The 13,119-nt window shown below is 58.2% G+C and carries 9 protein-coding genes; 3 read left to right on the forward strand and 6 right to left on the reverse strand.

The window, feature by feature from the left end; all coding sequences use genetic code 11:
* Positions 1-107: 107 nt before the first annotated feature.
* Both VWZ81_RS00430 and VWZ81_RS00435 read right to left on the reverse strand, forming a co-directional pair.
* Positions 108-2,378 carry a glycosyltransferase family 2 protein gene (locus VWZ81_RS00430; RefSeq protein WP_416541741.1) on the reverse strand — a complete coding sequence of 757 codons (2,271 nt, stop codon included), beginning with the start codon at positions 2,376-2,378 and terminating at the stop codon, positions 108-110.
* Positions 2,379-2,532: 154 nt separating this feature from the next.
* On the reverse strand, positions 2,533-3,570 hold the full coding sequence (locus VWZ81_RS00435; protein WP_416541742.1) for an AraC family transcriptional regulator ligand-binding domain-containing protein: 1,038 nt from the start codon (positions 3,568-3,570) through the stop codon (positions 2,533-2,535).
* 121 nt (positions 3,571-3,691) lie between these two features.
* Here VWZ81_RS00435 and VWZ81_RS00440 point away from each other — a divergent pair, with 121 nt between their 5' ends.
* From VWZ81_RS00440 to VWZ81_RS00450, 3 genes are all read left to right on the forward strand, one after another.
* Positions 3,692-5,464 (forward strand): acyl-CoA dehydrogenase, encoded by a 1,773-nt coding sequence (locus VWZ81_RS00440; protein ID WP_416541743.1) that lies wholly within the window; start codon positions 3,692-3,694, stop codon positions 5,462-5,464.
* 55 nt (positions 5,465-5,519) lie between these two features.
* Positions 5,520-6,326, forward strand: a complete 807-nt coding sequence (dmdD, locus tag VWZ81_RS00445; protein WP_416541744.1) for a methylthioacryloyl-CoA hydratase — start codon at positions 5,520-5,522, stop codon at positions 6,324-6,326.
* An 83-nt stretch (positions 6,327-6,409) separates the two neighbouring features.
* Positions 6,410-7,903, forward strand: a complete 1,494-nt coding sequence (locus tag VWZ81_RS00450; RefSeq protein ID WP_416541745.1) for a PLP-dependent aminotransferase family protein — start codon at positions 6,410-6,412, stop codon at positions 7,901-7,903.
* 80 nt (positions 7,904-7,983) lie between these two features.
* Here VWZ81_RS00450 and VWZ81_RS00455 read toward each other — a convergent pair whose 3' ends face one another.
* The 4 genes from VWZ81_RS00455 to VWZ81_RS00470 are packed head-to-tail and all read right to left on the reverse strand — an operon-like array spanning position 7,984 to position 13,116.
* A complete protein-coding gene (locus VWZ81_RS00455; protein ID WP_416541746.1) occupies positions 7,984-9,051 on the reverse strand; it encodes a dihydroorotate dehydrogenase in 1,068 nt (355 codons plus the stop codon).
* 3 nt (positions 9,052-9,054) lie between these two features.
* Positions 9,055-9,951: a 3-keto-5-aminohexanoate cleavage protein gene (locus tag VWZ81_RS00460; protein ID WP_416541747.1), complete on the reverse strand. Its 897-nt coding sequence runs from the start codon at positions 9,949-9,951 to the stop codon at positions 9,055-9,057.
* Entirely contained in the window at positions 9,948-11,150 is a 1,203-nt protein-coding gene (locus VWZ81_RS00465) for a pyridoxal-phosphate-dependent aminotransferase family protein (protein ID WP_416541748.1), read from the reverse strand. Before VWZ81_RS00465 ends, VWZ81_RS00460 begins: the two co-directional genes overlap by 4 nt.
* Positions 11,143-13,116: a TRAP transporter permease gene (locus tag VWZ81_RS00470; RefSeq protein WP_416541749.1), complete on the reverse strand. Its 1,974-nt coding sequence runs from the start codon at positions 13,114-13,116 to the stop codon at positions 11,143-11,145. The genes VWZ81_RS00465 and VWZ81_RS00470 overlap by 8 nt, the downstream gene beginning before the upstream one ends.
* Positions 13,117-13,119: the final 3 nt, after the last annotated feature.

Raw genomic sequence — 13,119 nt, forward strand, 5'->3', positions numbered from 1 at the left:
GGCCCCCTTTGTTGCTCCAGGTTATTATTTTATAATATAACAAACCGCAAGACTTAAAACACCAGACACCGGGACAGCCATACGCAAATCCCGGATCGCTTCTGTCCTTAATGGTTGGTCTCGCCCCGCTTCACGCTGAAAAAAAAGTCGCTCCCTAAGGGGCGTTCGGCAACCTCGTCAGGTATCACCTCGGGGCCGCCCAGAAACACGTTGGTGCAGAAATGGGCGTGCATCCTCGAGAGTTTTCGCAACTTTTCACCTGTGATGTCCTGAAACAGCGCAAGCATATCCTCGCGCGCCTTGAGTTCGCTGATCCTCTCGCGATGCCTTCGGCAGCAGTCCTCATGCGCAGCGGCAATGTCTGGATCTGTCAGCAATCGGGCCAGTTCCTCCTCAAGCGCAGGCATCATGCGCTGGATCGAGCGATCGTCTTCAGCGTTGTTGTTCATTCTGAACCAGTAGGACAATCCCTGATCGCGCTCGACGTGATTCACCCGACCACGGTCGCGTTTGACCAGAAAACTCTCTGCACTGCGCACCGCGTAATGGTTGAGCTGGACCAGATCGTATCCATAGGTTGCGATGGTCGAGCGCCAGCCATTCCGAAATATGTCCCGTGGCATCGGGCGACCCGATCCGTTGACCCATCGAATGTCCTGCCAGTGCTGTGATTGCAGCCCCTTTGGCCGGTGAACGCCGAGACGTTTGAAGACACCGTTATTTCGAAACAGCGTTTTAAAGCCCCAAGCCTGATGCGGCCTGCGCGTGACTTCATGGGCGCAGCGCGTAAACTCTCGTGTGACTAACGCGCCGGAGAACCTGGACACATCACTGTTTCCGAACAAGCGCCAGGTCATAGCGATCATATTCGCGTCACCGATCGCAGCATATAGGTCGCTGAGCCGCCCATTTCCGCATCTAATATTGATGAATTCATCCACATCCATACAGACAAGCCAATCCGCGGCGCGAACGACAGGTTCTTCTTCCGCCGCTTGAAACGCGGCGTGCTGCGGCTTCAGGTCGGTTCCGCGATATGGGTTATCCCTGTGCTGGACGTAGCCCTTGTCCTGTAAAACCCGCAAAAGACTGTCGGTGCCATCGCTGCAGTCATTTGTATAAACAAGGACCTCATCGACGCCGATGGCACGGTGGTAGGCCAGCCACTCCAGCACGAAAGGCCCTTCATTCTTCATCGTTGTGACCACAACCGTCCGCGTTCCACTGCCGCCAGTGGGCAAAAGCTTTGCCTTAGGCATACGAACCGGATCTGCGCCGAAATGCTGCAACGACACATCAAGGAGTTCCGGCGCCTCAACGAGGCCAGCCTTCGGGACAATCTGCGATAGCTTCTCAGTTGGATGGCGCAGGAGCATACTGCGGGAGAACTTGGCGATGCGATCCGTGTCGGGCGTCGCCCCTACGATCTGTGACTGATGCCAAATGCTGTCAGCGCGGCAGTCTTGCGGGGCGACGCACCAACGCAGGTGGCGTATGTCGCTATCAAACCGCGTACAGATATGATCGGAAAATGAGGCGTCTCTGCCGCGACGCACCCGCCAAGGATAGCTCTGCACCCCATGCAGGCACGTGTAGCTACCAGGGACCTGAACCGCGCGATCAAAAATCGTTGGACCTTTGTTACAGGCCAGCAGGTCGCATAAATCAAGATTGGCCACTGCACGGGCGCTGGCCAAAAAACGCGCCCGAATGATCTCATAGATCACGAACTCACCGAGCGGCGCCCTCCAGGGGTCATCCGGCGGCGCTGTCTGCCTGCGTTTCGGTGCACCCAACACATTCAGTGGATGAGCTTCAGCTGGCAGGCCTTTTTTGCCAAGCGGGCAGGCAGAATGAACCACGACCACGCGCACGAGCCCCTCAATCTCTTTAGCAAAGCCTTGCAAAGCCGCGATAAACTGCCGACTTTCATCAGGTGGCGCTTGATCTAGGATGACGGCTGCCTGCATCCCATGCTGAGACACATGGTAGGTCAGCCAGTCAAAGGCCGTTTCGGCACTTTCACCATTGCGCGTCGCTATAATCACGTTCAGCCCGAAAAAAAGGTCCGTCTCAGCAGCTTGGGCCTCAACACGGCATTCTTGACCGTTGACGGCGATAACGACCGGGTCCATCGGGCTATTCAACCCGACATCGAGGGACTGAACGCAATCCGGGCGATGTCTCAGGGTGGTGTTTTCGTCGGAAGCCAAAATATCGTTGCAATGGGTCCCTGATTTGAAGAACAGCCTGGCGGCATGGCTGTTGCCTGCGGGGATCACAACGCAGTCTAGCAGAATGGTTTCACCAAACTGCTGCACACCCAACTGGCGCTCCAGAACTTTGTCCGATCCTGTCCCGAGGTCTGAATGCGTCATAGAAGGCCCGTTGATATTTGTCTTTGGATAGCACGAATTTTTTCGTACTGCCCTGAAAAATCCGAACGCCACCAATCATTAACGGCCTCACCGCCCTCGGGTCGATCCTCGATTATGCGTCGCGCCTGTATCCTGAACCCGAGCAGCCCGGTGCCTATGTATCAAGGGCTCGATAGGAGCTGGTTGTGCCGCCTGTCCAGCGCCGGAAAGCACGATGAAAGTTTGCCGCAGAGGAAAATCCAAGATCCTGCGATATCTCTTCAATCGACTTCTGCCCGGCTCGCAAATCACGGATCGCGATATCGCGGCGCAGTGCATCCTTGATGGACTGGAAGGACGCTCCCTCAGCATCTAATCGCCGCATCAATGTTCGAGGTGTCACATTTAGCATTGCCGCAGCATCGCTCAGTCGGCAGTTTTCCCAGTTGGATTGGTAGAGGAATTCTCGGATCTGAAGCGAAAGCCGGTGCTCCCGAAAGCCGGTGAAGATCCAGTCACGCGGAGCGCGGTCCAGGAATTCCGCCAACTCCGCAGCAGTGCGGGGCTGAGGTGCGCCCAGCTGCTGGGCGTCGAATGAGATGGCCGAGCAGCCTTGAGAAAATGTTACGGCGGCTGGAAAGACGACACCATAATCCTGCGCGAATTCGGGGCGATCAAAGGCAAATTGCACGGCCTTCACCGGCACTTCGTAGCCCGCCAGCCAAGAGAGCAGACCATGCGCCAGCTTAAGCATAAGCATATGCCCGAACCGTTGGATCTCAGGCGATCCGCGGGGGACGATATTGAGAATGAGATCTTTATTTTCAGATTTTAAATCAACCTGATAGTCATCAAGTATCAAATTCCAGAATGTGGAGAACCGATAGAGGGCCGCCGGGAGGGTTCCAGCTGCACGCACCGTGGTCAACAGGTGTTGCAGCGCGCGAGGCCGGACAGTGCGGTCCCACAAACCGGTCATTTCATCACCAGTTTCAACGGCGGCAACCTGATAGAGCTGCACGATCTGGTCAAGGGTTACCCGCTGCGCGCCCATGTGTTTGACAGTCTCCGGCTTGACCAGCGGGGCAAGACCGCAGCGTTGCAGAATAGCGCTCATCTGATCTCCGTTGCAGCAGGTCTGCAAAGCCAGAAGCCAGTCTTCTATGAATGGCAGAGATACGGTCGCCAGCGTGTCTGGATCGGAGTGTGTCATCACTGCGTCAGATTAGGTTGTTTTGTCACTTTCGGAAAGTCGTTTGTCAAATTCTGGAATGGGCAGCAAACTGGCCGTACCGTAGATACGCGACAGCAGGTAGCACAGCAGCGAGGCGCCAATGACTTATCAAGCTCCAATCCGTGACCTGATGTTCAATCTCGAACATCTTTCCCAATGGCCGCAGATCGTGTCCTTGGACAAGTACAGCGAAATTGAACGCGCTGACGCTCAGGCTGCATTGGAAGAATTTGGCAGGTTCTGCGGGGATCTCATCGCGCCGCTGTCACATGATGCCGACACGGCGGGCGCGCGACTTGAGGGGAACAAAGTCGTTCTCCCAAGAGCCTATGAAAAAGCCTACGCGCAGTTTGTCGACATGGGGTGGCAAAGCCTGGCACACCCTGCGGACCATGGCGGAATGGGCTTGCCGCGAGCCGTCGGAGCTGCCGCGACGGAGATCCTGAATGCGTCGGACATGAGCTTTGGCCTGTGCCCACTTCTGACCGATGGTGCCATCGACGCGCTGGAGCTCTCCGGCACGGATGAACAGAAGGAAATTTATCTCCGGCCGCTGGTGTCCGGCAAGTGGAGCGGGACAATGAACCTGACCGAGCCTCAGGCCGGCAGTGATCTTGGTCGCGTGCGTTGCAAAGCTGAGCCGCGCGAGGACGGCAGCTACAGCATCAGTGGCACCAAGATTTTCATCACCTATGGCGAACATGATCTCTCCGAGAACATTATTCATCTGGTTCTCGCGCGCACTCCCGACGCCCCGGAGGGGCACAGGGGGCTGAGCCTGTTTCTGGTGCCGAAATACCTCGTTGATGAGAATGGCCACCCCGGCGACCGCAACCGTGTCAACTGTGTGAGCATCGAACACAAGCTGGGGGTGCGGGCAAGTCCGACAGCGGTTCTGGAATATGCAGGTGCCACCGGATATCTGATCGGGGCAGAAAACCGCGGGTTGGAATATATGTTCACCATGATGAATGCCGCGCGCTTTGCCGTCGGCGTTCAGGGGGTCGCCTTGTCCGACCGCGCCTATCAGCACGCGCTTGCCTACGCCCAGGAGCGGGTTCAGGGACAAGGCATCGGGCTGGACCCTGAACAGGTTCCGACCATCATCGGCCATCCCGATGTGCGCCGGCTGGTGCTGCGGATGCGGGCTCTGGTCGAAGGTGGCCGGTCGCTCAGCATGGCAGCGGCTGGCTGGTTGGACCTGTCTCGGAACGGGACCAACAGCACGCGCGCAGAGGCAACGCCGATCGCCGAATTCTTCGTCCCTCTGGTCAAAGCCTTCTGCACCGAGCGAGCGGTCGAAGTGGCCTCCCTCGGCGTGCAGGTCCATGGCGGAATGGGCTTCATCGAAGAGACCGGCGTCGCGCAATTCTACCGGGATGCCAGGATCTTGCCGATTTACGAAGGAACCACGGCAATTCAAGCGAATGACCTATTGGGACGCAAGGTGCTGCGAGACGGCGGACAGACAGCGCGCCGGTTCTCGGCCATGGTTGCAGAGACCGAAAGCGCCCTGAAAACTGGAAGCCCGAAAGCGCAGGACATCGCGAAATGTCTTGGCGATGCGCGGGAAGCGTTTGACGCCAGCCTGGACTGGCTGCTGGACATTGGCAGCGATGATCTCAGGTCCGCCTTTGCCGGCAGCGTCCCTTTCCTCAATCTAACCGGGACGCTTGCGGCCGGATGGCAATTGGCACGCGCGGCGCGTGCTGCCGAGATTGAGTTGGAACAGGGCAGCGATCCTGAATTCATGGCACAAAAAATCACCACCGCCCAGATCTTCGCCCGGCATGTCCTGGTCGAATGCGAAAGCGACCGGGCCCGGATCATCAACGGTGCATCGAGTATCCTCGACGAGACAAGCCGACTCTGACCTTCCGCAGCATACCCGCCCAAGGGCACCCATTTAATCCGAAAAGGATCCCGCCATGTTGGCAAAAGACAGCTTCAGCTCCTATCAGAACCTCGCCATCGACGTGCGCGACAACGGTGTCTGTGTCGTAAAACTCAACCGCCCCTCGAAACGAAACGCGCTGGACACCGCAACCATTGAAGAGCTGGTTCAGTTCTTCAGCGGTGCACATCGCAACGGTGTAAAGGCGGTGGTGCTGGCCGGGGCGGGGGACCATTTCTGTGCAGGTCTGGACCTCGTCGAACATTGGAAAGAGGATCGCAGCCCGGACGAATTCATGCATGTCTGCCTGCGCTGGCACGAAGCATTCAACAAGATGGAATATGGCGGGGTTCCCGTCATCGCAGCCCTGCAGGGCGCGGTTGTTGGCGGCGGTCTTGAGCTGGCCAGCGCAGCCCATATCCGGGTGATGGACCAGACCACATACTTCGCGCTGCCAGAGGGCCAGCGTGGCATTTTCACCGGTGGCGGCGCGACCATCCGTGTCTCTGATTTGATTGGCAAATCACGGATGATCGACATGATCCTGATGGGACGTGTTTATCAGGGGCAGGAAGCCGTTGACCTTGGGCTGGCGCAATACATCACTGAAGGATCCAGCTTTGACAAGGCATTGGAACTTGCCGATCGCGCGGCGGAAAACCTGCCGTTGACCAACTACGCGATCTGTTCCGCAATCAGCCATCTCAACAATATGTCCGGTATGGATGCCGCCTATGCCGAAGCGGTGGTCGCCGGTGTTGTGAACACGCAGCCCGCGGCACGGGCACGGCTTGAAGCCTTTGCGAACAAAACGGCTGCACGCGTTCGTCCGAATGAATAACACAGCATTCCTCTCGCCCATCCGGATCAGGGTCGGGGGGACCTACCGTTCGGGGGGCAGCGGCCACAAAGACAGTTCTCGCCTTGACTGGTCTGATCGAACTTATCAATAGTTGCGCTATGACTAAGGCCAGAACAGGAGCGGCACTGCTCTCCCTTTCGCTGGATCGCGACGGACCAGAAACGTTGCAGGCACAGCTGCTGTCTCAATTGAGACGCCTGATTCTCGAGCATGTGCTTTCGCCAGGGTCAAAGCTCCCGTCAAGCCGGACATTGGCTGATGAACTCTCGGTGTCACGGGTGACGGTCTCCGCCGTGATCGATCAGTTGATCAGCGAGGGCTATCTGGAAGGGCGCGCCAGATCCGGTGTCTACGTCGAAGCAGAATTGCCCGAACAGCTGCCGGGATTGGCAGGAGCACCAGGCCCGCAGGATACAGACGCAGCCATGCCGGACGCTACTCCCGACATGCCCGCACAGTTACGAACCTTTGATATCTCCGCATCTGAGATCGCACTGTTTCCATACCGCCAATGGAGCCGCCACCACGACAAAACCTGGCGTATGCCCGAAGCCGCGTTGCTGGCGCGCGTCGATCCTTTTGGTTGGCCGCCGCTGCGCAGCGCGATTGCCGATCATTTGCGAGAATGGCGTGGCTTGCCCTGCACGCCAGAGCAGATCTTCATCACCTCCGGTGTCGTCGAAGCGATTGGCCTGATCGCGGCTGCCGTGTTGAGGGAAGGCGATGAGGTCCTGACCGAAGATCCCGGGTATATGATCCTCAATCGCGCCTTGCATCACAACCGGCTAATCCCAGTGCCGTCGCCGGTTGATCAGTCGGGCTTCGACATCAAGAGCGCACTGCTAGCCACACCGAGGGCAAAAGCGGCGATTGTGACACCGTCGCGTCAGTACCCGCTGGGCGTGACATTGCCGCTTTCCCGCCGACTGGAACTGATCGAATGGGCCGTCGCGAGACAGGCCTATGTGATCGAGGACGACTTTGACAGTGAGTATCGATTTCAGGGTCGACCGCTCCCGGCGATGATGAGCCTCAACAATCAGGATCGGGTGATCTACGTCGGCAGCTTCTCCAAGGTGGTCTTTTCTGCACTAAGGCTAGGGTTTGTGGTTCTTCCAAAACCGCTCTTGTCGCAGGTCAGAGCCGTGCTGGAACAGACCGACCCGCAGGCGTCACTCATGCTGCAACCCGTGCTGGCCCGTTTCATGCAGAGCGGCGATTTTGCCACCCATATCCGGCGGATGCGACGCCTCTACGCAAAACGACATGCGGCGCTGCTGCGGGCGATCTGCGTCCATGCAGGCGAACTACTGACCGTGGATCCGGTACCTGCCGGAATGCACTTGGTGGCAAGGCTCACATCTTCGCTCGAGAGCCGCATGAGCGATGTCGAGGCTGCAAAGCGCGCCGATTTGGCCGGGGTTTCCGTCAGACCGCTGTCGTCATTTTTTGCACAGACGCCCAACATGCAAGGGCTGGTCATGGGCTTTGCAGGGTTCTCAGAAGACACACTTGACCAAGGCGTTCAGGATCTAGCGGCGGCCTTACGTGCATGAAACCAGACCTGTCTTGTCAACTCAATCAATCCTATTTTTAACATAACTACCATTATCAATCATCTTGTGGGCGCAATTCCTCATCCCTCGGGCGCGGCATCCGCTGTTGATGGGATAAAATTGCGCCAGTGATCCCCGACGGTGGGCAGTTCTGTATAGGTCCGCCGTGCGTCGGCGGCGCGACCGATGAGATCGGCGGCAGACATGCCCATTTTGTCGCAATAGGCTTCCAGTTCATCCACCGCGTCCGTGATCACCCTCCAGCCGCGCAGCATCACCTCGGAGGATAGCCCTACGGCACTGCTACCAGCCAGCATCATCCGGGCAACGTCCCGACCATTTGTCGCGCCGTTGGTGCCAATCAATGGACAGCCTAGACCAAGACGCCGTCGGCTTGTTGCCAACCAATGGCAAGTAATCGGCAGGTTCCAATACCCCCCGATACCGCAGCTTGTGTCCAGCACAGGTTTTTGTGTTTCAAGATCAGGCACCAACCCGAGCGACCGGCCTGCCATAACCACGCTTTGGGCGCCTGCGGAAAAGGCTGCTTCAGCGAGGTCGCCTACGCGTTCGCTTTGACCTGAGATCTTGATCCAGACCGGAATATCTAATGCTTCAACCATCATTCCGGTGAGCTTTGCCACCCGTTCGGGGACCAACTCCGTGCTGACGGCGCAGCGCGCCGCCTGGCTGGCGTAGGGCGTACCGATGTTCAGTTCCAGCAGCTTCAGCCCGGCGGCCTGGATCGCGCGCGCCATGTCCAGGGCTGCGGCTGGCTGGGCCAGGACCAGTGACGGTACGAACAGACAGTCGTGTTGACCTGCCAGACGGTCCATATTCACAGCTTGCAAGAGCCAAGCATCAAAGGTCAGTGACGGTAGCCCAGATCGGGTAAACACCGTCAGTCCGCGCGGAGCATCCTCGGACCAATCCACCTTGTTCCAGTCTCGATCCAGCAAAGTGTATTCAGCCTGCTGCAACTGGTGCCTGGCGGCTTGCGACTCGTTGATAGATTTGCCGACCACCGCACCCGCGCCGGCTTCAATCGCAGCACGGACCCCCTCGATATCAATCAGATGTTCTCCCGGCGCCGCGATCACCGGGTTCTTCAGGCAAAGATCTCCAATGCGGGTCTCAAGCTTGGCCATGCGTCACCCGCCGACTTCCAGCCGTTCCCCTGAGCACACAGTCTCCTTGACCTGCGGCCCTGGCGTCGACGCCCGCAATCCCAGAATGCAGCGTGCCTCATCTGTGGTCGCGACAGGACGCTCGTATTTTTCGCAGAGCGCTGTCACACGCTCCACGAGTGCAGCGTTCGACGGCGCCAGCGTATTGCGGTCGAGCCTGACATTATCCTCAAGACCCGTTCGCGTGTGTCCACCTGTCGAGATTGCCCATTCATTGACAACCAACTGGGCAGCGCCAATGCCGGCAGCGCACCACGGCGATGTCGGCGACAGCCGTTGCAGCGTTGCCCGGTAGATATCAAATATGGCCCTGTCTGCGGGCATCGCATTGCGCACCCCCATGACAAACTGCACATAAGGCGGGTCATGCAACTTACCCTCTTGCGCCATGGTGCACGCATTTACGATATGGCTAAGATCAAAGGCTTCAATCTCCGGCATCACACCGTAGGCCGCCATCTCGCTTGCCAGCCAATCCACCAGCTCGGGCGGGTTTTCGTAGACCCGTGTTGGGAAGTTGTTTGATCCGACCGAAAGCGACGCCATATCGGGCCGCAGTGACAGCATACCGCCCCGCGTCCGGCCAGACCCGGACCGGCCACCTGTGGACAGCTGGACGATCATGCCATCACAGTGCTTGCGGATTCCTTCCATCAGGCGCGCGAATTTCTCAGGTTCCGAACTGGGTGTTTCGTCTTGGTTCCGAACATGACAATGCGCAATCGCGGCACCGGCCTCAAACGCGGCCTGGGTGCTTTCGATCTGTTCATCAACGGAAATTGGAACCGCCGGATTGTCGGACTTGCGGGGCAGTGACCCGGTAATTGCCACACAGATTATGCAGGGTGCTTGGTCGGTCATGCGCGGGATTCTTCCAGATTGGCCAAGGCCTCTATCGCCGCCCCTGCTCCGCCTGCATCGGCCTGTATGCCGAGCACCTTCAGAGCCAAATCAATGCTTGATATCGCCCCCAGAATGGTCGGTGCATTGATGTGCCCCATATGCCCGATCCGTATCGACTTGTTGGCCCAGTCGCCCAGTCCCCGGCCCAGCGTAACACCGCAATGTTGCTTGCAGAAAGCGATGATCCTATGCGCGTGTGTATCGGCAAAGTTCAGCACCGATACCGATGGCGCGCGAGCAGACGGGTCTATAATATTCGCCATCGCGCCCGCCGCCGACCATTGGCCAATTGCGGCCAGTGTCGCATCTCTAAGCGCTGCGTGACGTGCAAAGACCGCGCCGAGCCCCTCCCGCTCCATTATGTCTAGTGCTGCCGCGAGCCCGAACAAGAGCTGTTCGGGCGGCGTGCCACAGTATTTAGAGTAGTGATCACCCGTCATTCGCGCGGTCCAATCCCAGTAGCGGGACCGCAGACCCGCTGAGGCATGGGCCGCCAATGCACGCGGTCCTGCCACCACGAAACCCAGTCCCGCTGGACACATCAGACCTTTCTGTGACGCTGATACCGCAACATCCACGTGCCATTCGTCGAAAGCAAATGGCATGGTGCCCAGCGACGCGATGGCATCCACCATCAGCAGAGCAGAATGACCAGTGACGTCTATGGCCTGCCGGATGGCACCGATCTTGTTGCAGACGCCTGAGGCGGTATCGACCTGAACACAAAGGATGGCGGCAATCTCGTTCGCGCTGTCTTCTGTCAATCGCCGTATCAGCGCGTCGGTGTCGATGGGTCGGTGCCAGTCGCCCGGCAGGATCTCGATCTGTAATCCCATCGCCTCTGCCATGTCTCCCCAGCCAAGCGCGAACCGGCCGGATTCCAAGACCAGAATTCGATCTCCGCGCGACAACGTATTGCAAAGCGCCGCATCCCAGACGCCATGACCGTTGGCCGCATAGAGAAAGACCCGCTGCGATGTGCCGAATGCTTTCTGCAAGCCTGCCTCGCACCGGGCCGTCACGTCGAGAAGCGGCCCGGAATAGATGTCGATGGAGGGGCGCTGGATCGCCGTGCGCACGGCATCGGGAAGGATCGACGGCCCAGGGATCAGAATGGTTTCCGGTCCGGCGGCCAGTTTTGGGAAAGCATCAATCATGGCTTAGCTCGATCTTGCCAAGCCGCCGCTCCCGCAGAAAGGCAGAGGCCACCACCGGGATGATCACAAGCCCCGCCAAACCCAGGATTTCATGCTTTTCAAGCGGGATGACCGTGTGCCCGGGGAGCGGCATGATGATCGAACCCGCAATGAGCAGCAGCCGATCGTGTAGCTTCAGACGACCAACACCCGCCAGATAGCCCTGCATACCGCTGGCAAAGCACATCACACCCAAGACCGCGATGCTAAGTGCGATCACGATTTCACCCGGGCTGCCGACCAGAATTAACGCCGGATCCAGCACGAAGAAGAAGGGGATGAAGTAGATGACGCTGCCAAGTCTCATCGCCTCAACTCCCGTGGCCATTGGCGGTGCCTTTGCGACCGAGGCGGCGGCAAACGCCCCCAGCGCAACAGGCGGCGTGATGAACGACAGCATACCCCAGTAGAAAATGAACATATGGACGGCCATTGCATTCATTCCGGTCGCAACCAGTGCGGGAGCAAGAATAATCGCAAGAAAGATGTAGGCCGCCGTCACCGTCATACCGATACCAAGCACAAAGCTGGTCATCGCCCCGATGATCAAAAGCACCATAGGCGAGCCGCCAGCGATCGACAGCAGGTCATTCACCAACGTTCCGGCAAGCCCGGTCATCGAGAGGGCACCAACAATCAAACCAATCCCCGCCAATACGCTAACGAGTTCGGCAAAAAGCTTCGTCAGCGTGTCAACAAAAGCAAGCAGCTCGTCACGTCCCCAGCGCGTGTTCTTTGAGAACAGCTGATTGATGATCAGCAGCACTGGAGTTGCATAGAACGGCGCCAGCATTTCGCGGCGAAGGAAAAGCAGCAGATAAACAAGGAGAGCGAAGGCAAAGATATAGAACCACCCTTCTTTCAGCGTCTGTCGCACCGATGGCAATTCCGCGGCCTCAAGCCCCTTGATACCTTCGCGCGCCGCGCGCGCGTCGATCTGGATGAAAAGCCCGAAGAAATATAAGAACGACGGGATAATCGCGGCCATTGCAACACTGGCGTAAGAGACCTCGAGAAAATTGGCCATGATGAAGGCTGTGGCGCCCATAACTGGCGGCATCAGCACACCACCCGTTGAAGCGCAGGCCTCGACCCCGGCGGCAAAGGGTGCCTTAAGCTTGATACGGCGCATCGCAGGGATGGTCATCACACCGGTGGTCATGACATTGGTCACAACCGAACCGCTCATCGAGCCCATCAGGCCGCTTGCTACAATCGCAACCTTCGCTGGCCCGCCACGAATATGTCCCAGCAGAGCAAAGGCAAGATTAATGAAGAATGTGCCGGCCCCGGTATGCTGTAGCGCTGCACCAAAGATCAGAAACCCGATGACCAGATTGGCGAACGCCCGCATCGGGATGCCCACAATGCTCTCGTTGCTCATGGCATGGTAACCCGCCGCAGTCTCCAGCGGGTAGGAAAACCCGCGAATGGGGCCGGGCATGGCATCCGCAAACAATGGATAGAGGGACACGACGCCCACAATAACGGCGAGTGCCGTGCCGCCGGCGCGGCGCGAGGCCTCAAAGATCAGGACCCAGAGTGCCATCGAAACATAGGTGGCGCGCGCGGGTGCCGCGAGTTCCCAGCCATTTTGCATCATGTTGAGCGAGTTTGCGATAAACCAGCACAGCACAGATCCGGTCAGGACCGCCAGGACGATATCGTAGAACGGCACCCTGGTGTCGGTCGCAGCCTTGCCAATGGGCAAGATGATGAAGACGGACGGGATGATCAAAAGCAAAAGCAGATACATATACTGATTTGCAAGAAGTGTATGGCCCACAAAGAAATGCAGATTGAAGGCCTGATTGATCGAAAGAAACACTACGGCGCAGGTGCTTGCCCGCAGCAACCAGAGCCAGGCATTGCCGACAGGTCGGAAACGGCTGACCGACGCTTCTAGGTCGTCCATCTTCGTACTCATGGA

Origin of the sequence: Phaeobacter sp. JH20_34, from assembly GCF_048056095.1 — a bacterium.
Classification (GTDB): domain Bacteria; phylum Pseudomonadota; class Alphaproteobacteria; order Rhodobacterales; family Rhodobacteraceae; genus Phaeobacter; species Phaeobacter bryozoorum.

What these genes read in the sequence shown, in the direction of transcription:
- VWZ81_RS00435 (WP_416541742.1), bottom strand. Translation starts at nt 3,570, where the DNA reads ATGACACACTCCGATCCAGACACGCTGGCGACCGTATCTCTGCCATTC.
- VWZ81_RS00465 (WP_416541748.1), bottom strand. Translation starts at nt 11,150, where the DNA reads ATGATTGATGCTTTCCCAAAACTGGCCGCCGGACCGGAAACCATTCTG.
- VWZ81_RS00455 (WP_416541746.1), bottom strand. Translation starts at nt 9,051, where the DNA reads ATGGCCAAGCTTGAGACCCGCATTGGAGATCTTTGCCTGAAGAACCCG.
- VWZ81_RS00440 (WP_416541743.1), top strand. Translation starts at nt 3,692, where the DNA reads ATGACTTATCAAGCTCCAATCCGTGACCTGATGTTCAATCTCGAACAT.
- VWZ81_RS00460 (WP_416541747.1), bottom strand. Translation starts at nt 9,951, where the DNA reads ATGACCGACCAAGCACCCTGCATAATCTGTGTGGCAATTACCGGGTCA.
- VWZ81_RS00430 (WP_416541741.1), bottom strand. Translation starts at nt 2,378, where the DNA reads ATGACGCATTCAGACCTCGGGACAGGATCGGACAAAGTTCTGGAGCGC.
- VWZ81_RS00470 (WP_416541749.1), bottom strand. Translation starts at nt 13,116, where the DNA reads ATGAGTACGAAGATGGACGACCTAGAAGCGTCGGTCAGCCGTTTCCGA.
- dmdD (WP_416541744.1), top strand. Translation starts at nt 5,520, where the DNA reads ATGTTGGCAAAAGACAGCTTCAGCTCCTATCAGAACCTCGCCATCGAC.